The sequence below is a fragment of the Furfurilactobacillus rossiae DSM 15814 genome (genome assembly GCF_000428925.1).
Taxonomy (GTDB): domain Bacteria; phylum Bacillota; class Bacilli; order Lactobacillales; family Lactobacillaceae; genus Furfurilactobacillus; species Furfurilactobacillus rossiae.
Genome location: NZ_AUAW01000001.1, coordinates 338209 through 359168 on the forward strand (window position 1 = coordinate 338209; position 20960 = coordinate 359168).

At 43.5% G+C, this 20960-nt stretch carries 17 protein-coding genes, 1 pseudogene and 1 riboswitch; of the genes and pseudogenes, 1 reads left to right on the top strand and 17 read right to left on the bottom strand.

Going from position 1 to position 20960, the window contains the following annotated elements; translation table 11 throughout:
- Positions 1-32: 32 nt before the first annotated feature.
- From G400_RS0101735 to dnaE, 11 genes and pseudogenes are all read right to left on the bottom strand, one after another.
- Positions 33-1631 (bottom strand): RecQ family ATP-dependent DNA helicase, encoded by a 1599-nt coding sequence (locus G400_RS0101735; RefSeq protein WP_017261926.1) that lies wholly within the window; start codon positions 1629-1631, stop codon positions 33-35.
- The gene (locus G400_RS0101740) at positions 1628-2644 is read right to left on the bottom strand and encodes a helix-turn-helix domain-containing protein (RefSeq protein WP_017261927.1); all 1017 of its coding nucleotides are present in this window, start codon (positions 2642-2644) and stop codon (positions 1628-1630) included. Before G400_RS0101740 ends, G400_RS0101735 begins: the two co-directional genes overlap by 4 nt.
- A gap of 111 nt (positions 2645-2755) precedes the next feature.
- Complete coding sequence (locus G400_RS0101745; RefSeq protein WP_017261928.1) at positions 2756-3340, bottom strand: ECF transporter S component; 585 nt, start codon at positions 3338-3340, stop codon at positions 2756-2758.
- Positions 3341-3507: 167 nt separating this feature from the next.
- Positions 3508-3632: riboswitch (FMN riboswitch) on the bottom strand.
- A 98-nt stretch (positions 3633-3730) separates the two neighbouring features.
- Positions 3731-4471 (bottom strand): pseudouridine synthase, encoded by a 741-nt coding sequence (locus tag G400_RS0101750; RefSeq protein WP_017261929.1) that lies wholly within the window; start codon positions 4469-4471, stop codon positions 3731-3733.
- Positions 4472-4473: 2 nt separating this feature from the next.
- On the bottom strand, positions 4474-5085 hold the full coding sequence (gene scpB / locus G400_RS0101755; RefSeq protein WP_017261930.1) for an SMC-Scp complex subunit ScpB: 612 nt from the start codon (positions 5083-5085) through the stop codon (positions 4474-4476).
- Positions 5082-5951: a segregation and condensation protein A gene (locus G400_RS14250; RefSeq protein WP_017261931.1), complete on the bottom strand. Its 870-nt coding sequence runs from the start codon at positions 5949-5951 to the stop codon at positions 5082-5084. Before G400_RS14250 ends, scpB begins: the two co-directional genes overlap by 4 nt.
- The gene (locus tag G400_RS0101765) at positions 5941-6300 is read right to left on the bottom strand and encodes a hypothetical protein (protein WP_017261932.1); all 360 of its coding nucleotides are present in this window, start codon (positions 6298-6300) and stop codon (positions 5941-5943) included. Before G400_RS0101765 ends, G400_RS14250 begins: the two co-directional genes overlap by 11 nt.
- 47 nt (positions 6301-6347) lie before the next feature.
- Positions 6348-7265: a site-specific tyrosine recombinase XerD gene (gene xerD / locus G400_RS0101770; RefSeq protein WP_017261933.1), complete on the bottom strand. Its 918-nt coding sequence runs from the start codon at positions 7263-7265 to the stop codon at positions 6348-6350.
- Positions 7255-8142 (bottom strand): CvfB family protein, encoded by an 888-nt coding sequence (locus G400_RS0101775; RefSeq protein ID WP_017261934.1) that lies wholly within the window; start codon positions 8140-8142, stop codon positions 7255-7257. Before G400_RS0101775 ends, xerD begins: the two co-directional genes overlap by 11 nt.
- A gap of 152 nt (positions 8143-8294) precedes the next feature.
- Positions 8295-9710, bottom strand: a pseudogene (gene pyk / locus G400_RS0101780) (pyruvate kinase); the annotation flags it as partial.
- Positions 9711-9893: 183 nt separating this feature from the next.
- Positions 9894-13445, bottom strand: coding sequence for a DNA polymerase III subunit alpha (dnaE, locus tag G400_RS0101785; RefSeq protein WP_017261936.1), 3552 nt, complete (start codon positions 13443-13445; stop codon positions 9894-9896).
- A gap of 168 nt (positions 13446-13613) precedes the next feature.
- Between dnaE and G400_RS0101790 the strand changes: the two genes are divergently transcribed.
- Positions 13614-13814 carry a YjzD family protein gene (locus G400_RS0101790; protein ID WP_017261937.1) on the top strand — a complete coding sequence of 67 codons (201 nt, stop codon included), beginning with the start codon at positions 13614-13616 and terminating at the stop codon, positions 13812-13814.
- Positions 13815-13930: 116 nt separating this feature from the next.
- On the opposite strand, the gene pepT is transcribed toward G400_RS0101790, so the two are convergent.
- The 6 genes from pepT to G400_RS0101820 form a co-directional block, all read right to left on the bottom strand.
- The gene (gene pepT, locus G400_RS0101795) at positions 13931-15169 is read right to left on the bottom strand and encodes a peptidase T (protein WP_017261938.1); all 1239 of its coding nucleotides are present in this window, start codon (positions 15167-15169) and stop codon (positions 13931-13933) included.
- A gap of 71 nt (positions 15170-15240) precedes the next feature.
- Positions 15241-16041 (bottom strand): Nif3-like dinuclear metal center hexameric protein, encoded by an 801-nt coding sequence (locus G400_RS0101800; protein ID WP_017261939.1) that lies wholly within the window; start codon positions 16039-16041, stop codon positions 15241-15243.
- Positions 16019-16735, bottom strand: a complete 717-nt coding sequence (locus tag G400_RS0101805) for a tRNA (adenine(22)-N(1))-methyltransferase (protein ID WP_017261940.1) — start codon at positions 16733-16735, stop codon at positions 16019-16021. The genes G400_RS0101800 and G400_RS0101805 overlap by 23 nt, the downstream gene beginning before the upstream one ends.
- A gap of 293 nt (positions 16736-17028) precedes the next feature.
- The gene (gene rpoD, locus G400_RS0101810) at positions 17029-18162 is read right to left on the bottom strand and encodes an RNA polymerase sigma factor RpoD (RefSeq protein WP_017261941.1); all 1134 of its coding nucleotides are present in this window, start codon (positions 18160-18162) and stop codon (positions 17029-17031) included.
- 64 nt (positions 18163-18226) lie between these two features.
- Entirely contained in the window at positions 18227-20071 is a 1845-nt protein-coding gene (gene dnaG / locus G400_RS0101815; protein ID WP_017261942.1) for a DNA primase, read from the bottom strand.
- 193 nt (positions 20072-20264) lie between these two features.
- The gene (locus G400_RS0101820) at positions 20265-20630 is read right to left on the bottom strand and encodes a DUF488 domain-containing protein (RefSeq protein WP_017261943.1); all 366 of its coding nucleotides are present in this window, start codon (positions 20628-20630) and stop codon (positions 20265-20267) included.
- Positions 20631-20960: the final 330 nt, after the last annotated feature.

Here is a 20960-nt window from a genome sequence, read left to right on the forward strand (position 1 = left end):
GTTTCCTATCACTGTCTAACATACTAGCATATTCAAACATTGGAATTAGTAAAGTTTTCGCTAAAAAGTGCCTCAAATTGCTGACGCCAGCCAGGAATTTTCATTGTCGTTTGCAATTCATGCTGATCCTGTGCCAATCCCAATTTTGACAATGAAAATTCCGTTCCAATAGGCGCACAGCAATTGTGGTCATGTGGAACTGAAGATTCATTAAAGTCAGTCAATAATTTTTTTCGCAAACAATCAGGAGATCGCGTAAAGTTAATGAATTTGCACAATGCAAGTTGCCTCTCTTGGCGAAGCGCGCTGAACCGATCTATCAGTTGTTGCTCACTAAAATGATGCTTTTTGTAATAGTCAAGTAATTGATCCATATCTGTTTGTAGCGTTGGCCGTTTGGTTTCATAAAATGTTTTGACTTGACGATCATTCGGTAGTGGGAGCGTCGCCAAATCAGCCGGTAATTGTTCGTCACCAGGCGCAATGAGACAGATTGCAATACTTTGTTGCCCATCACGACCGGCTCGTCCAATTTCTTGTACGTAATCATTTAAGTTGCTTGGTAAATGATAGTGAATGACAAAACGAATGTTATCTTTATCAATGCCCATTCCAAACGCACTCGTTGCACAAACAATTTGCAATTGGTCTGCCATAAATTGTTGTTGTACCGTATATCGCGTTTGTGCATCTAAGCCGGCATGGTAGCTGGCCGCGGGATAACCAGCATCGTTTAACCGTTGCGCCCATTCATCAGCTTGTGCCTTACTTGAAAAATAAATAATTCCAGGCTTAACAATCTCTGCCATCAGGCCCATAAGTTCGGTAGCCTTCTCCTTTCGCGAAGTAACTGAACGCATCACTAGAAAAATGTTGGGACGATTTACCGACTGTCTGATGACTTGAACGTTCTGTTGATCATCGGTAACCGTATTCATCGACGAATTTCTTTCAGCGCTTGATCTTAAATGTAACTGTGTCAAAATATCGGCTTGAACATGCGCATCAGCAGTGGCTGTCAACGCACATGTTAACGGATTGTCCAATTGACTACGAACATCGCCCAAGCTCAAATAGGCAGGTCGAAAGTCTGGCCCCCAAGTCGAGATGCAATGAGCCTCATCAATAACGAGCAGACCAATATTGCAATGCCGAACTGCCGTCATTACACCCTCATTTTGAAGCATCTCTGGTGAGATAAAAATAAATCGGTATTGTTGTAGTCTACTTAAGATGCTGTCTTTTTCCGGCTTGGTAAGCAAGGAGTTTAGTGCCACTGCCCGCCGTTCACCGCGCTGATTCAGTCGTCCCACTTGATCTTGCATCAACGATAACAGTGGCGACACAATTAAACACGGACGGTTTATCAAATAAGTTGTCAGTTCATAAATTAATGTTTTGCCACTTCCGGTCGGTAGAATGGCTAGGACATTTCGTCCTTGTTGCAAACTGTCAATGGCTTCTGCCTGTCCAGGTCGAAACTTCTTAAGGCCAAAATGAGTATGCAATACAGCTTGTCGATCACGCGCTAAATCAACGGCAGTCTCTGATAATTTTAAACGTGGATCATCTGGTCTAACATGACGTGGTAATTTGATATCATTGTCAATTTTCTGCGGTTCACGACTCATTTTTGCTTTGTCTCCCAAATTTGTGTCATTCGATACTGAAAAAACTGATCCGGCGTGGCATCTAATGTACCTTGCCAATTATCAATATTGGCTGGCTGTCGTTTTTCGATACTTTCACGAGTAGCCTCGTCAACGCATTTTTCATATGGAAATTGATCCAACGGCAATAAAATCGCAGCAGTTAATAAATGTTCATTAATTGTGCTAGGTTTCAAGCCTCGTTGCTGAGCTATCGTGGCCCTTGTTGTCCCTTGCTGAACGGCGGTAAGTGTTTGCTTCACTGGTCGTGATAATGCCTGATCCATAAAAGGATTTAATAAATTACGCCAACCATGCCTATCAGCCTGGCAAAACTGTGCAAATGCAGCTAGGTTGGCTGCTTGAATTAAATCAATTTGCCATGTCGGCAAGTTCAAGGCTTGTGAAAGCTGTTGAACAGTGTACCCTGGATGCTTTTCACCGGCCAATTGGCTCAAAAAAACATCTGCATTGCGCGGCGGCAGCGTCTCTAACCAGTGATTCAAGGCCTGTATTAATTCACATAAATGATTTTCATCAAATGAACTGCTTCTGAACCAGCGCCGCACTTGTACTCTTGCTCGTTCACTAACACTAACAGGAAAATAGCCCATATCGTGATGAATGGTATGCGACAGGGCCTGAATACCTAATAAAGTAGTTTCAGTCACGATTTTCACGTGCATAACACGGTACATTTGTCGTTGTTTTATGGGAAAGAGTTCTGATAGTTCATGATTTTCCAGCGCCTCATTGCTCAATAACTGGCCGTCCGACTGAACTGTCACTCGTTTTTCCCGCACTAACTTATTTACTGCTCCGTTAAACGTATCCCACTGTAACGATGGCAGTACACTCAGCCATGACAACAAATCATAGCGAAGCGCCCAATAGAGCACTGACACCGTTCGTTTGCCGGTCAAACAATTAAAAATAACTTTGGGGCGTCGTGGTTGCGAAGCCGATAATAAACGGATTAAAAGTTCTGGATTCACGCCAACCCCTCCTACAATGTTGTGATGTCAGTTTAACACAAGACCGCCCACTACTAGTGACAGAAAAAAGCAACCAAGCTAAAATGGTTGCTTTTACATTTATTCATTTCATTATTTATTATTAATGGCACGTCGTTGTCTGCTTAACCATGGCGCCATCCGCCAATAAACAATCCAAAACGCAATACCAATAATGACGCCCTTAATTAGATTGAATGGCACCACCACGGTCCAGATCAATGCTGGAATGTTTGTCGATTGCGGTAGGCCACCAACCTTCATGTATAGCGGAAACATTAAAAACGCGTTGAGCAATGCCATAATAATTGTCAGTAGCACTGTACTCAGTGAAATACCAACTGACAATTTAAAGCCGGTCTTCCGGTCTGACCGTGTTAACAGCCAATAAATCGGAATCACGTACGCCATATTAGCTACAAAGGCAATCGTATCACCAATTAAGCTAAAAGGATTGATGCCCTTTAGTAATAAATGCAAGACCACAGCGATTAGCGCAATCAATGCACCATCGCCCAACCCATAAATTACTGTTCCCAGCAAAATAATTAGCAAACTGAGATCCAGCTTCATAAATGTTGCTCCCGGTAAAATCGGAAACTCTAAAAACATGATGACCGCTGCAACTGCGCCTAACACGGCTACGCTGATCATCCGACGTAATGCTGTACTGCCCATCTGAAACTCCTCCTTAAACACCCTCGATGAAACTGTCACAGTTTTTCACCTTAAGTGCCATTTTAGATGGGTCATCTTCTTTGGCATGGCAATAAAAAAGCCTCATCATATTCCTTCAAGGGAACACGATCAGACATATTGAATCCATCAAAATAAGACTCATAATTGCCAATCTTCTTTATACCAGACTTTACTGTCGGCCTTGGAATTTCACCAAGATCAATCCCCATCAGATGGAGAGTTGCGGGCTATCACCGCCGGTCGGGAATTTCACCCTGCCCTGAAGACGAACCAAGTATTCTATTGTAATTGCTTACAAATGAAGTTTAACACATAACCAAAAATGGTCAACATAATCTTCCTTATGGTAGACAATCATGTGACAAAAGATTAGCGACGAAAACCTTTTTTGTTTGAAATCGATTCACGTAATGCCTCGAGTTCGACAGATTTCAGTTCACGGTAATCACCAGAAGTCAGGCCATCAAGAGTCAGAGGACCATAACTATCGCGTCGCAACTTTTCTACTGGAAAGCCAACCGCGGTCAGCATATTTTTAACTTGATGATTATGTCCCTCATGGATTGTTAATTGAACAATGGCCGTGTTTTTACGGTGATCAACACTAATCAGTTTGCTTTTAGCTGGCGATGTCTTATGCCCATCAACAACAAGACCATGGCGCAGTTTCTCCAAAGCGTCGTTTGTCGGCACACCCTTTACTTTAGCCACATACGTTTTATCAACCTTAAACTTAGGGTGCATTAACTGATTAGCCAGTTCACCGTCATTGGTCATTAACAGCAATCCGGACGTATCGTAGTCCAAACGGCCAACCGGATAAATCCGCTCATCAATATCGTCCAGTAAATCAACTACTGTTCGACGTCCCTTATCATCGTGGGCAGTAGATACAACACTGCGCGGTTTGTACAACAAATAGTACACAAACTGTTCTTGCTGAATCGCAACACCATCTACTTGAATGGCATCATCCGCAGTCACCTTTGTGCCTAGTTCCCGAATGACCGTCCCATTAACTTGGACATGTCCTGTCGAAATTAGCGTTTCAGACTTACGCCGCGATGCAACGCCGGCCCGAGCCATAAGTTTTTGTAATCTTTCTGCCATTATTAATCCTCATGTTTTTCTTTGTCTTCTGTTGTACCAGCCAATTGATCTTGAAAAGCCGCCAGGAACAAATCACCTGTTTCTGCCTGAGCCTCGTCTAACGTTTCTGCTTGCGGTAACGGTGGCAATTGACTAATGTCATTTAGACCAAAATAGTCTAAAAAATAATTCGTTGTTCGATATAAAATTGGTCGACCTGGCTCATCTTTGCGCCCGTGGGCTTCCACAAGATTGCGAAGCACTAATTTTTGCAGCGTCGCTGTACTGGACACACCACGAATCTCATCAATATCGATTCGCGTTACTGGCTGACGATAAGCAGTGATGGCAAGAACTTCCAATGAGGCTTGCGATAAATTAGTCGCTAGCGGTGCCTCAAAATAACGTTTAATTACACCCGCTAATTCCTTCTTCGTAGCCAGTCGGTAGATACCATCGTTGTCTAGCAAACAGAGTGGATCATCCACACTTTCTTCATGACGTTTGGCAATCTGATCCAATATCGTGTTGATTGCCGCGCGCATAAATCCTGTTGCATGGGACATTTCTGCAACTGAAATGCCTTCGTCACCGGCAATAAACAGAAGTCCTTCAATTTGTTCGATATTTGTCATGACTCTTTTTCATCCTCAAATGGCGTTAATACTTCTTTATCTAGATCATCCTTGCTCCGTTCACCGGCAAAAACCTGAATCGGACCATTAACAACACTTTGGTCGAACCGGACAGCATTCATTTTTGCTAGTTCCAACATGGCCAAAAAGGTTGTCACAAGTTCATCAGTTTGCGGTTGTTCAGAAAACAAGTCCTCAAAAGCGGTCGGCCGCTTACGATCTAATTTATTTAACATCACCCGCATCTGTTCGCGAATAGTAAATTGGTCGCCAGACACCGTTCGAGAAACAGGTTTGGCAATTTGTCGTTGTGCCAACATATGCTTAAAAGCAGCCTGCAAATCAGCCACCGTAATACCTGGAACCAAAGAACCCAATTGGACATGCGCTGGCACACCGCTCGCAGCGCGAGTAAATTGTTGTTTACGATCTTGTTCTTTGTCACGCAATTCATCAGCTGCCTGTTGATAACGACGATACTCCAGCAATTGCGTGACTAATTCCGACCGCGGATCCGAATCGTCGGTAGCATCCTCATCTTCGTCAGCCGCCCGAGGCAATAGCATTCTACTTTTAATCGTCATGAGCGTCGCCGCCATGACAAAGTATTCGCCTGCTACATCCAACTTCATATTTTGCATCTGATGCAAATGTTTTAAATATTGCGAAGTAATCGCTGAAATTTGAATGTCATAAATATCCATCTCTGAGCTGCGAATCAGGTGCAATAATAAATCTAACGGTCCTTCAAAGTCAGCAATTTTAATCGTCGGCTGGTTTGCTAGTGCTAAATTGACTTGTGCCTCCCGATCATGAGCACGTTGACCAGGCCATGTCTTACGAGTGTCTGTCGCATTAATGCCCATCAATATTCCTCCACCGCATAATCATTGGCGTAGTGGCAATAGTACCCATCACCCGCTTTTCAGGGAATAATTCTGCTACGGCATCTAAAATAGCCTTTCTCGTACTATCATTACGTTCTTGAGGTGAAAGAACAAGTAATCGGATAAGCACAAACTGATCTTCTAATTCAAAGCCCACGACACCAGTAAATTGATTATGATTGTTTCGCCATAGGTACATTTGTCGACCACTGCCGTCAGTATACCAATCCATCTCTGCTTTTAGATGCTTCATATTGTGAAAGTCAGGCAAGAAAGACAGTAAGCCCATGGTTGTTTTTTCATAATCATCACGGTATTTAACTAGCATTGACTTCGTCTCCTTTCCAACATTCCTTTATTCTGCTATCAACTGACTTATGCTCGCGGATGGGCCTTTTTATAAACTTCTGTTAATCGTTGCTTAGAAATATGAGTGTAAATCTGCGTTGTTGAAATATCCGCATGGCCCAGCAGTTCCTGAACCACCCTTAAATCAGCGCCATTTTCCAAAATATGTGTAGCAAACGAATGGCGCAACGTATGCGGTGTCACATCTTTCTTGATTCCAGCGCTTTTAACCATCGCTTTTAGGTTTTTCCATACGCCTTGACGCGTAAGTTGTCGACCGTGAGCATTAACAAAAATCGCTGTTGTTGGTTGCCCATGGACCAATTGTGGGCGCACGGTGTTCATATACGATGTTAGCCACTCTGTCGCAAGATCACCAATTGGAATGATACGTTCCTTATCGCCCTTACCAACAGTTTGAATGAAGCCGAGATCTAAATGTAAATTGTTTCCAGTCAAATTAACCACTTCACTGACTCGCATGCCAGTTGCGTACATGACTTCGAGTAAGGTACGATCACGAATCCCCAGTGGTTTGCTGACATCTGGAACAGCTAATAATCGGTCGACTTCCTCAACCGTCAAAACTTGTGGTAAATGTCGAGCGCGTTTTGGTGAATCAATTTTCAACATTGGATTTTCGTCAACGTACCCGTCCCTCGTCAAAAACAAAAAGTATTTCCGTAGGCTTGAAACACTGTGGATGACCGTGTTACGGGCTTTGTGCGCTTGATCTTCAATTTGCAGGTAATTCAGGATCACGTAACGATCCACCTGTTTAAGGCTAGTAAGTCCTTGCCCCGCAATAAACTGGCTAAATGCCTGAATATCCTGTTTGTAACTGATGATGCTATTCTTGGACAAACCACGCTCGACCTTAATATACGTCAAATAGTCGTCCATCGGATCCACAATCGAAGTTGGAATCTTATTTTCATTGTTCATTTGCTGCTTTAACACCGGTCTCCGTTAACGTAATGCCATCTGCACTCTGTTCAATGTAACGGGCTTTGAGTAAATGACCCACTGCTCGCTTAAACTGCCCCTTACTAATCCCGAAATACGCCTTGATGGCATCAGGATTACTTTTATCTGTAAACGGCAACGTATGACTCGCTTCATGTCCAAGCGTTGCCAACAGCTGCGCAGCATCTTCACTAATTGCCTGATAAGCTCGCGGCTTTAATGAAATGTTCAGTCCACCATCAGGACGCACACCAATAACACGGCCATGTACTTGTTCCCCTAGTCGTGGTTCATGATCACGCTCAGAAGGATGAACAAACCCAAGATAATAATCGTCAGTTATAACTAAAGTCCCAGCTAGTTTTAATCGGTATACTGTTGCTGTTAAATCATGATTTCTGTCTGCAGTTGTCGCCCGGCGACTGATAGCAGTAAAAATTTCAGAATCAGCTAAATGCGCCCACAAACGGTTTTTCGCATCGACAACAAGGCTAACCATCAAACGATCACCTTTTTGAGGCATCAATCCGTCAATCGTTGGTAATTCGTCCACCGAAACGACAAAATCTTTGTTGGGCAATCCAACATCCACAAACACGCCCAGGCCGTGTGCGGACCGAACAACTGTCCCAAACGCATAGTGCCCAACCTGGGACTTTGGAATCGTCGTTGAGATCTGATAATCATGATCTTCATTTTCGTAAGCAAATCCAGTAACCTGAGCACCTATTCCCAGCTTATGGTCTGCTTCTTTTTTATCAAATTGAAACGAAAATCCCTCACATTGAACAATGTAATAATCTTCGTTTTGATCAGTGACCTTTGTTTCAATCACACGGCCTAATAAATCGTGCATAGCTGCCTCCAAATCAGTAATTTCATTTTGTCTATTATAGCAGAAAGCTTGATTGCAAGCGACATCCGCCTATAAAGACCCGTCAATTTAAGAAAGAAAAAGGCCGCCGACAAACGTCAGCAGCCTTAAACGAATACTTTTTAAAATTAGTCGATCCGCATAACACGCATGATGTTAGTTGTACCCTTTGTACCAACTGGTACACCGGCAGTAACTAAAATCGTGTCACCCTTTTCAGCTAAGCCTTCTTCAACAACACGTTTCTTAGCTAATGCGAACATGTCATCAGTGCTTGCTGGGGCAGTGTCGATAACTGGGTAAACACCCCAGTTGATCATCAAACCGCGTTGAGTGCGTTCGTCAAACGTAACGGCAAGAATGTCGGCGTTTGGACGGTACTTACTGATCATCCGTGCAGTGTGACCTGAAGCAGTAGCAGCAACGATTGTCTTAACGTGCAAGTTACTTGCAGTACGGGCAACAGCAGCAGCAACGGCTTCTGTAACATCTGAAGTATCGAAATTGTGAACAGCGTGTCCATCAACACTCAAGTCATTTTCAGCCTTGATGTCGATCCGGTTCATCGTTGCAACAGATTCTACTGGGTAGTCACCGTTAGCAGATTCACCAGATAACATGGTTGCGTCAGTGCCATCAAATACGGCGTTAGCAACGTCAGATGCTTCAGCACGTGTAGGACGTGGGTTTTCTTGCATTGAGTCCAACATTTGGGTAGCAGTGATAACTGGCTTGCCCAATTCGTTACAACGACGGATCAATTCCTTCTGTACCAATGGCACATTTTCGGCAGGAATTTCAACACCCATGTCACCACGGGCAACCATCAAACCATCTGAAACTTCAAGAATTTCGTCGAAGTTGTCGATACCTTCTTGAGATTCAATCTTAGGGAAGATTTGAACATGTTGCATGTTCTTTTCTTCAAGCAGAGCACGAATGTCCAAAACATCTTGCGCTTTACGTACGAATGAAGCGGCGATGAAGTTGATTTCATGATCCAAACCAAAACGAATGTCTGATGAATCCTTTTCAGTGATCCCAGGCAAGTTGATGGAAACACCAGGTGCGTTAACACCTTTACGAGAACCAAGCATCCCATTGTTTTGAACAGTGGTTACTAATTCCTTGTTAGCATCGTCTTTTTCGTCAATCTTCATGTCGATCAAACCATCGTCAAACAGAACGTGACCACCAACATGAACATCATCGTATAAGCCAGGGTAGGTAACGGCAATCTTGTCGTGTGTACCTTCAATGGAGTCGTCCATTGAGATGCGAACCTTGTCACCAGTCTTGTATTCGATCTTGCCATCTTTTTGAACCGTTGTCCGGATTTCAGCACCCTTAGTATCAAGCATGATACCAACAGTCTTGCCAGTAATCTTTTCAGCTTCATGGACGTTGTTTAAACGACCAAGGTGTTCTTCATGATCTCCGTGAGAAAAGTTAAAACGGAAAACGTTGGCGCCTGCTTCAATCAGCTTAACGATCGTATCAACGTCTGAGCTGGCTGGTCCAAGCGTGCTAACGATTTTAGTTTTTTTCATAACAAAAATCTCTCCCTTTGAGTTTGTGCCACAGAGTGGCTTTTTTGAGAACGTTATTGTTCCCTTAAATACGATATTAGTTTAACACTTTTAAAATGTCGTTGTCGCCCTTTTCATGAGTTTTCATAAATATTCATGAAAACCCACACCGGTTTTTCATTTTGTTGAAGACAGTTTAAACGTTTATGTCTGATTTCGTCGAAAAACAACATTACCTTCACCAAAAATGCCAATCAATTGATTGCGAACCTGTGCCGTGGCCGCCAAATTAAATGCGGAAGCCAACTTAACCGTCCGGTTATCAACTTGATTATGCAAAATTACTGGGTTATTCCCGCGGAGACTGCCCATTTGCTGTCGAAAGGCATTCTCCGCACCACCAGTGATGTTTGCTTCGGTCAGTTGTAAATACCAAGTGCCGATTGGCGTGGCTGGCTCTGACACATGCGGTCTTGTTGTCGCTTGAGCAGGCTTATTCGACTGCGTATTGGATCCACCATTCAGTTGCGTATTTTGACGCGATTGCTGATGCACACCTTGTTCCTGAACTGTTTTGGCCAATTGAAGTCGATCTGCCACGATTTCCAGCTGGCGACCCGTATCAATTTTACCGGTAACAACGACGACCTGTTCTGGCGCCAACCATTCGCTAACTTCTTTATAAAGTCGTGGAAAGACAGTAATCGACAATTCACCAGATGGATCGTTTCCGCTGACAAATGCCATTCGGTCACCCTTTTTAGTTCTTATTTCACGGATCCGACTAGTGTATAGAATAACGGTTGCCACTTGCCCGACCGCTACATCGACAATTGGCGTTGCATTCAGTTGCTGGCTGAGCCCTGTATATTGTTCTACCGGGTGTCCTGATACATAAGCACCAAGTACTTCGGCCTCATGACTTAATTTTTCCTTCAAAGATAAATCATGGCGATGCTCAACCTTGGGTTTAAGCCCCAAGTTTGATTCAAATAGATCGATGCTGACCTGAGCACCGGAAATCACACGTGGCAACAGATCCAACAATTCAGCTCGGTTTAAGCCAAAACTGTCAAAACTGCCAGCATAGATCATGGCTGTTAAAACGTCCGTTTTCCGAAACTGTGGTTCAATCGCGTTGACAAATGTTTCTAAGTCTTTAAATGCACCATTTTTTTGCCGCAAAGCCAAGATATTGGCAACAAAGTCTCGACGCACACCTTTAATGTCACTAAGTCCAAACACAATTTGTCCGTTTACCAGTGAGAATCCCGCCTGACTAACGTTAACGTTGGGCGCCGCTACATTAACACCATGCTGTTTTGCCTCTAACAAATATAATTTCGTTTTTGTTGGATTGCCCAGCACAGAATTAAGTAGTGCTGTAAAAAAGGCACCCGGATGATGCACCTTTAGATAAGCTAGTTCAAACGCCATTTTACTGTAAGCAACAGCATGTGATCGGTTAAAACCATAAGATGCAAAGTTTTCAATATAGTCATATACCTGAACAGCGACCGCTTGCGTAAAATTCTTAGCCACTGCCCCCTCAATAAACTCAGTACGTAATGCATCGATTTTATGATGATCTTTTTTACTCATGGCACGGCGAAGAATATCGGCCTTACCTAATGAGAAACCGCCCATAACTGAGGCGACTCGCATAACCTGCTCTTGATAAACAATGATGCCAAATGTCGGTCCCAAAATTGGCTCTAATGCTTGTGCCGGATACGTGACTGGCTCCTTGCCCTTTTTGCGGGCAATGAAGTGATCGATGTTTTCCATCGGTCCTGGTCGATAAAGTGCATTAACCGCAACTACCAATTCAAAGGTTTCTGGATGTAATTGACGCAAAACATTTTTAATGCCGCTCGATTCAAATTGAAATACGCCATTGGTATCACCTTTTTGAAACAAGGCCAATGTTTCACTGTCATTTAACGGAATATCATTAACTTGAAGCTTCTTGCCATTTGTCGTTTCGATCTCTGCTAATGTATTCGCTAAAATGGTTAAATTGCGGAGTCCAAGAAAATCCATCTTAAGCAGCCCTAGCGCTTCAACGGTGTTTTTAGGAAATTGGGCCACGAGCAGACCTTCGGATCCCGATTGAACCGGGACAATATCTGTTAATGGCTGATCACTTAAGACAACACCGGCAGCATGCGTTGATGTATGTCGCGGCAACCCTTCCAACGCCATGGCTGTTTCAAACAGTAAAGAGTTGACGCCACTGTCCGCAATTAGATTGCGCAGGGGTTGTGAATCACGCTGGGCACTAGCCAACGTCACACCTAATCCACCAGGAATCGTCCGGCTCCATTCAGCCATTTGAAACGTGGACAAACCAAATACACGGCCAACGTCACGAATGACCTGCTTAGCGCCGAGGGTTCCAAACGTAATGATCTGGCCAACTTTATCAGCGCCATATCGATCGCGCACATACAATAACAGTTCATCACGTTTGTCGTCTGGAATGTCCAAATCAATATCGGGCATTTGGGCCCGTTGATCATTTAAAAATCGTTCAAACAGTAAGTCGTATGTTAACGGGTCAACTTCGGTAATAGCGAGTACATAAGCAACCAGGGATCCAGCCGCCGAGCCACGTCCTGGACCGGTAGTAATGTGATGTTCATGAGCATAGTTCATCACGTCCCAAACAATCAGGAAATAATCGTCAAAGCCTAATTGATGAATAACAGTTAACTCATGAGTCAATCGTTGTTGATACCGCTCCGCCAGGGGATTGCCTTCGCCTAAACGTTTGGTCAAGCCTGCGGCACACAATTGTCGCAAATAATCTGCCGCCGGTTCATGACTGGGCGTCTTGAAATGTGGTAATTGTGGGGCTTGAAACGTAAAGTCAACCGTTGCGATGTTAGCAATGTGACTCGTTTCTCGGACGGCCTCATCCAGACCCAATTCATGATAGTGATTAGCCAGCGGAACAGCCTCACGAAGATACCATGGGCCTGTCTGTTGACTTACAGCTCCTAAATTAGTAATTTGTTCGCCACTACTAATCGACGTCATCACACTAGTCTTAAAACTATCATCGGGGTTCAAATAGCGAACGTCGTTGACGGCCACCAATCGACAATGGTTCTGATCTGCAAATTGTTGAAGCGTGTCGATCGTCGCTCTTGATTGTTGATCACTCACACCAAGGTATACCGTGTCATTGGCAATCTTTTGCAACCGCGTCATTTGTTGAGCCGCTGCGTTTTGTTGTCCCGTACTGGCTAGTCGGCCAATTTCACTTTGTAATCCATTAACGATGACCAAATCCGACAACCAATCACTTATATCAACAACTTTTAATGGATCGCGTTCTTCGCGGGTCATCTTTGCTGACGAAATTTGAATTAGATTTTGATAGCCATGCTCATTTTTAGCAATCAAAGTTAGCGGGAATGTTGGCAGATCATTATGTTTTGTCGATGGCATCGCCTGGTCATTGTCCATTGGCTCAGTTACCTCACTGGCTAGTTCGATGGTCAGACCGATTAATGGTTTGATGCCAGCTTGTCGGGCAGCATTAAAAAAGTCAACAACGCCATACAACACATTAATATCAGTCAGTGCAACCGCCTGATACCCTCGCTGCTTTGCAGTTTGCACGAGCTCTGTGACTCTTGTTGGGCTTTGCAATAGACTATAACTACTGATAACAGATAATGGTACGAGACCATTTATTTCGCCAGATGACGGTACCGTTGCTGCATCAATTTCAGTCTCAGAAGACACAAGCATCCCCCTTTCATTGAATAATCGATAAGATTACATATTCAAACGTTTGTTCGTCTTTCATATTATAACAAAACCAGCCAAAATTATCCGTATTCGCGAATGAAAGTTTATTGAAATCAGTAGTCAGAGTGTTAAACTACTATTGATACGAAAGGTGGTCACAATATGCGTTACTTAACTGTAATCTTTTGGGGCTTCATCTGGGGCGAGGTCATTGGCTATATTGGTGGGCAACTAGAATTGTTGCAATATAGCGCTTTTGAAATTGGCATCGTTGCCGCCGTCGTCTGCCTTGTGACTTCAGTCGCAACACACATGATGGCCGACAAACCAGCGGCTAATGCTGATGAAGCAAGTCAATCATAATTGTTGTCGCGGATTGCTAACTAGCATTGCTCACGACAGATAATAAAAAACGATCCTAACAGATGTTTCTGTTAAGGTCGTTTTTATTTTGCGTTGTAAACAGTGATTACCACTTCTTAAGCTTGCCGATTGAGTTCCGTAATCTTCAAGATCACATCAACAGCACGTTCCATAGTCTGAAGCGAAACATATTCATAACGGCTGTGCATGTTCTCACCGCCGGCAAACAGGTTCGGCGTTGGTACACCCATGAACGAAATCTTGGAACCATCCGTCCCACCGCGAACCGGATAAATGACAGGTTCGATATCTAACTCAGTCATGGCCTTTTTAGCCAATTCAACTGGGGTCATGTCCTTTTCAAGTACTTCACGCATGTTGTAATACTGGTCCGTCAATACCAACTTCACTCGTGGTTCATCTAAAGTAGCATTGAGCTTATCAGCAATATCTCGCATTTGTTGTTTACGGTCTTCAAACTTCTGACGATCGTGATCCCGAATAATGTAAGTTAACTGGGCTTGATCAACGGTCCCTGTCATTTTGTACAAGTGGAAGAAGCCTTCCCGACCCTCAGTATTTTCTGGACGGTCACTTGCAGGTAATTGATTATGGAAATCAATCCCAATTTGCAGTGCGTTTTGCATAACACCTTTAGCAGTGGCCGTGTGAACATCTTTGCCTTGAATGGTTACGACTGCCTGTGCGGCATTAAACGTCTCGTATTCCAATTCACCTAATGGACCGCCATCAACCGTGTAAGCATACTTAACGCCGAAACGCTTAGCATCAAAGTGATCCGCACCAGTACCGATTTCTTCATCTGGACCAAAACCAACATGAATTTCACCATGTTTAACGTCTGGATGATTAAGCAAGTACTCCATGGCCGTCATAATTTCAGCCACACCAGCTTTATCGTCGGCACCCAAAAGTGTTGTACCGTCAGTTGTAATTAATGTCTCACCGGTGTAATTGTGCAATGCTGGAAATTCGCTAGGTTTTAATGTCCACTGGCCATCGTCGCTAAGTTTAATGTCTGACTTACCGTCATAGTTCTTAACAATGTTGGGTGTAATGTTGTCCGCATTAAAATCCGCTGTATCAATATGCGCTAAAAAGCCAATTGGTGCTGTTTTGCCATCATCATTGGCTGGCAGAACAGCAGTTACATAACCACTGTCAGGATCAGTTTTGATATCCGATAGCCCAAGTTCAGTTAGTTCCTCAGCAATTGATTTTAAAAAGTCTGCTTCACGAGGCGAAGATGGAATGGTTGTTGAATCTGGATCTGATCGTGTATTGACCTTTACATAACCGATAAACCGCGAAAGCAAGGTTTCATATTGTGCCACAACTGTCACGCTCCTATTTTTTAAAATAAAGTTCAAACATACTCAAAACAAGTCTACCTGATTCGGCGCGCTTACACAAAAGTAAAGGGATCCGTATTAGGTTTTGATTCTAAAACATCGAGATGCCATTGATATTGTGTAGACCACTGACGGAACATAGAAGCCAACTTGGGGATGCAAACAGCTTCAATGTGGTGTCCTGGATCCACAACAGACAAACCGGATGCCAACATGTCATGCCCGGTATGGTAATAAACATCGCCCGTAACATAGACATCGGCCCCCGTTGCCTGTGCTTCACGGAAAAATTTGCCACCGTCACCACCTAAAATGGCAACTTTGCTGACTTGTTTGGTTGGCTCATGTGAAATCAACCGCAACCCACCGATTTTAAATTGTGTTTTGCAATACTCCGCGAATGCTTGCATTGACATCGGTTCTGACAGCTTACCGACCCGGCCCATGGATACTTCTTGCGCATCAGGATTGGGCAGCCAAGATTGAACATGTTCCAATTGCAGTTGGTCAGCAAGCCAGTCATTCATGCCACCTGGAGCGTTATCCAAATTGGTATGAGCAGCATACACAGTAATGTGATTAGCAACAATCTTCCCGTACATTGCCAATTGTGGGTCTGCATCAAAATCAAGATTTTTAGCCGGGCGAAACATGACTGGATGATGGGCAAAAATAAAATCAGCATGTTCGGCAATTGCTTCATCAACAACTTCTGGTCGAACATCTAAAGTTACCAAAACCTTATGAATTTCTGCCTGGCGACTGCCGATTTGAAAACCGGTCGGATCACCGGCTTCGCGATAACGAAGTGGCGCAAACTTTTCGAATTGATCAATTAAGGTTTGTGCTTGCATCTTGTAGGACCTCCTCAATTAGTTGCTGTTCACGTTGCAATTCCTGTTGTTTAGCAACGGGTACGTTTGCCGCATGATTTAGTGCTGTTAATACGTGTGCGTTCCGCTGCTGCTCATGTTGCCATTTTTCAACAAACGCGTCATTGGGATTAGCAAGTAAAAAGTGACCAAAGCGTGCATCCAGTTCACTGAGTGAAAACGGCTCCTTGACCTTATGGGCCACCATAATTTCATAAATGTGCCCATCATCTTTTAAAATCTGCTCAGCCGTGATTTGATAAGCATGAGTAGCCAGCCATTTACGTAAATGATATTCACCGACGTTTGGTTGTAACACAAGTAATTCATTGCCAGTCAATTGTTGCCAACCACGTTCCAGAATGTCACTGATCAATGTGCCACCCATTCCTGCAATAACAATGGTATCAATGTTATCGTCAGGTTTAAGCACTGTTACCCCGTCTCCCAGACGGGCATCAATACACTCGGTTAAATTCTGGTTGGCAATCTCCGCTTTAGCATTTTCAAACGGTCCATCAACAACCTCTCCGGCCACCGCATACGAAATTCGTTGGCGTTTAGCCAAATAAACTGGTAAATAAGCATGATCCGAGCCGATATCCGCCATGCGTGAATTGGCAGGCACATATGCTGCCACAGCAGCTAATCGTTTTGATAAGTGATCCGCGTCCATGTATCCTCCTCTTGTGCACCGATTACTAGAACAAAAAGCAACTTGCGACATAACAATCATCGCCGGTACACTCTCCATCTTTATTAACAGTATACCAATCACATCGCGCCAGTTGCAGAATTTTTACAGAACTTTGTCGTCAAATGGTTTACTAGCTCTTTTTTCAAACGTCGCTATAAAAAAAGCATCCATCATCAATTCAAGAATTGACCATGAATGCCATATAAAGCTAATTAAATTCTAGTTATTTCAAACGGACACACTACAATCAGCAAGCCCTAGAGACTCCTCGGCTATTCCAAGAAATCTTTCAATTGTTTGGAACGACTTGGGTGGCGTAACTTACGTAATGCTTTTGCTTCAATTTGACGAATTCGTTCACGCGTAACGCCAAAGACCTTACCAACTTCTTCCAAAGTCCGGGTCCGGCCATCGTCCAAACCGAAACGTAAACGAAGCACATTTTCCTCACGGTCAGTTAACGTATCCAAAACGCTCTCCAACTGTTCCTTCAGCAGTTCATAAGCTGCGTGGTCAGCTGGCGAAGTTGCATCCTGGTCTTCAATGAAGTCACCTAAATGAGAGTCATCCTCTTCACCAATTGGTGTTTCCAAAGAAACTGGTTCTTGCGCAATCTTCAAGATTTCACGAACTTTTTCCGTCGGCATGTCCATTTCAGCACCAATTTCTTCAGGAATTGGTTCACGACCTAAATCTTGAAGTAATTGACGTTGAATCCGAATCAATTTGTTGATTGTTTCAACCATGTGAACGGGAATCCGAATTGTCCGTGCCTGGTCAGCAATCGCACGGGTAATAGCCTGACGAATCCACCAAGTGGCATACGTTGAAAACTTAAATCCCTTGCGGTAATCAAACTTTTCAACGGCTTTCATCAGTCCCATGTTACCTTCTTGAATTAAATCAAGGAACTGCATCCCACGACCAACATATCGTTTAGCAATTGATACGACCAACCGTAAGTTAGCTTCAGCCAATTCTTGTTTGGCTGATTCGTCACCTTGTTCAATTCGCAAAGCCAAAGCAACTTCTTCATCGGCAGATAATAGAGAAACACGGCCAATTTCCTTCAGGTACATTCGAACCGGATCATTGATTTTAACTCCGGATGGTGCAGCATCACTAGCCTTTAATTCCTTGGTTGTAACACTGCTCTTTTTGTTCTTTAAGGCGTGCTCAGAGGGGTCACCATTTTCATCGACGATACTGATACCAGCATCCTCAACTTTTTGCATTAAATCATCAATTTTGTCGGCGTCCAACGCAAATGGCTTAACCAGTTCCGTTTGTAATTCATCATAACGGACTTCTTTAGCCTTCTTACGGTTCTTAATTAGTGCGTTAACTGCTGTTTTGAACTTCTTTTCATCAAAATCTTTTGTAGATGTTGTTTTCTTTTCAGACATGCAAGGTCCCCCTTAGTATTCACAATCCGACAAATAAATAAGTTTACACCGATTAATAGAATTATCAAGCATTTTTCATCGCCTGCTTTTGCTTGTACAAATTAACTAATTCCAAGGTTAGTTGATTTTGAAGGTCATGATTATTCAATCGTTTGGCCTCAATCATGGCAATGTTCTTCTGACGAATCTGCTCCTCAATGGGCGCTTGATTCATGATGATGTGCATGCAATCATTCACATCGGTCATATCATCCCGGTCAACACTGGGCTGTTCTGTGATATCAATCAATGTATGTTGTAACTCATCATCGTTGACATAATCCAAGAATGCCGCAATTTGAACATCGGCATGCGTTTGTTTGAATCCCTGAGCCATTAAAAACAATGTCTGATACTGGTCATGGACAAAATGAAAATCCTGATTAGCCGTGACATGTAACCAAACGCTCTGATCAATCAGCATACGATGCAATAACAATCGTTCCGCGCGTTCAATGCGATCTAGGTGTGCCGGCTCACGGACTAGTTGTTTCACTGGTGTCGGCGCACTCTGAACCGGTGTGCCTAGCTGTTCACCAGGAACAACAGTTGGCGTCTGCGTCTGACGAATGTCAGCCAGTTGCTCTTTTAAACTAGCCTTATCAACACCAAAGCGATCCACCAGTTGATTCAGATATAAATCCTGTTCAACTGGCGAGTGGACACCAGCAACAATCTTTAACACTTCATTCAAGTAAGTCAACTGATCACTTTGATTATCAAGATTCCGGCCACGGGCTAAATAACGTAGCGCAAATCCCACGGGCGTCTCCTTGGCACCTTCATACACCCCTCGGAAGTGTTCAGCGTCATACTTTCGCAAGTATTCATCTGGATCCAGACCTTCAGGCATCTGCACGACGCCTAAATCCATATTGCTTTGACCACTAATTAGTGACAGCGCCCGGTGAGTTGCGTTTTGACCCGCATCATCACCGTCATATGACACATACAACGTATTAGTCACACGTTGCAAAATACCAATCTGATCAGTGGTTAAACTTGTTCCCATGGAAGCAATACCGTTCTTTACTCCGGCAGAATAAGCTGCAATAACATCCATAAAACCTTCAAACAAAATTACAGCATCCGCCTTACGAATCTCACGACGAGCTAGGTCAAAATTAAACAGCGTATCACTTTTATGGAAGATCTTCGTTTCTGGACTATTCAAATATTTCGGCGCATCTGGATCCTTATGCAACAAACGACCGGAAAAAGCAATCACCTTGCCACTAGCATTACGGATCGTAAACATCACTCGGTTACTAAAACGATCACGCAACTGCCCGTCTTGGTTCTCAATGAACAATCCGGAACTACGCAATGTTTGATAATCAACGTTTCGCTCTTCAAAGAAGGGTTTTAATAGTCCTTCAGCAGGTGCGAAGCCAATGTCAAACGTGTTAATCGTATCATCGTCCAGTCCACGTTTATGCAAATAATCCAGCGCCTCTTCACCAACCTGTGTGTTCATTAACACATGGTGATAAAGCCTAGCAGCATCCTCGTATAAACCAATTAACTGGCCAAACTCAGAGTTAACTGGGCTGCTTTCAGTCTGCTTATACTCGTCAGCAATGGTGATGTTGGCGTCATCAGCTACTTGAATGACTGCTTCTGGAAAACTGATGTTATTCAGTTCCATTAAGAACTTAAACACGTTACCGCCACGGCCACAACTAAAGCAGTGGAAAATTTGTTTTTCTTCGTTAACTGAAAATGACGGTGTCTTTTCTTCATGAAACGGACACAAGCCAAACAAATTTTTACCGGATTTCTTTAACTGTACATACTGACCTACTACGTCCGCAATATTCACTGAACTACGAACGTTTTCGATGACATCCTCTGGAATTCTCATTGCCACAACATCACCTCCAGTGCTGAAGCCTGGCCTATTGAGCGTAAAAAGACGCACCTTCCGACATCGTGAACGTTAAGTTTCGCGAGACAAAAAATGCGACTAAAATTGAGCCCAATTACACACAATGAGTATTATACACGCTTTGCCAGCAATGTACAGTATTTGAATTCGTGTATTTTAGTGCCCGGTTATTAAATTATTTTGTCAAGCGCGCCTCGATGAATTCTTTGAGAACAACCGCATTATTATGCTCCTCATCCTTAGCACCAAACAATAGCGTCACGTTGCCCGCTGATAAACCTGACCGAATCTTTTCAATAAAGGCCTTCGTCATCTTATTAGCCGCCAGTTCTTGTTCATATTCATGTTTAAAAGTTGGAAACTTTTTAGGATCGTGACCAAACTGTTTGCGCAATTCCGCGGATGGCGCAATCTCCTTGTCCCAGTCGGTTAATGCCGCCCGTTCCTTACTGATGCCACGCGCCCACAAACGGTCGACAAAGATTCGTTGCCCATCGCTGGCAGCTGGTGCTTCGTAAATTCGTTTCAGCTGTAATGCCATTGTTTACCACTCCCAAACCGCAATCGAACGGTTTCAAATTAAATATTTTTTCACGTTTAGTATAGCGCGAATAGCGTACTAAATAAAAATAGCAGCTGATTGACAGGACGATTTTTTGCCCGTTCAATCAACTACTATTCAAATTATCAAATGACTGTTCAGCCTCAACTTACAGACATGAATTGGCTCGACAAATGTCGTTACGTCGACCAGAGACGTCACTATCTCCGCAAAAAGTCTTAAAGCTTGCTATATAGCTAATCGGTTGAGTGCTAACAGAAACCGCTATGTGAGCTGGAGGGCGTCAACATTGATACCGAGCCGTGAAAG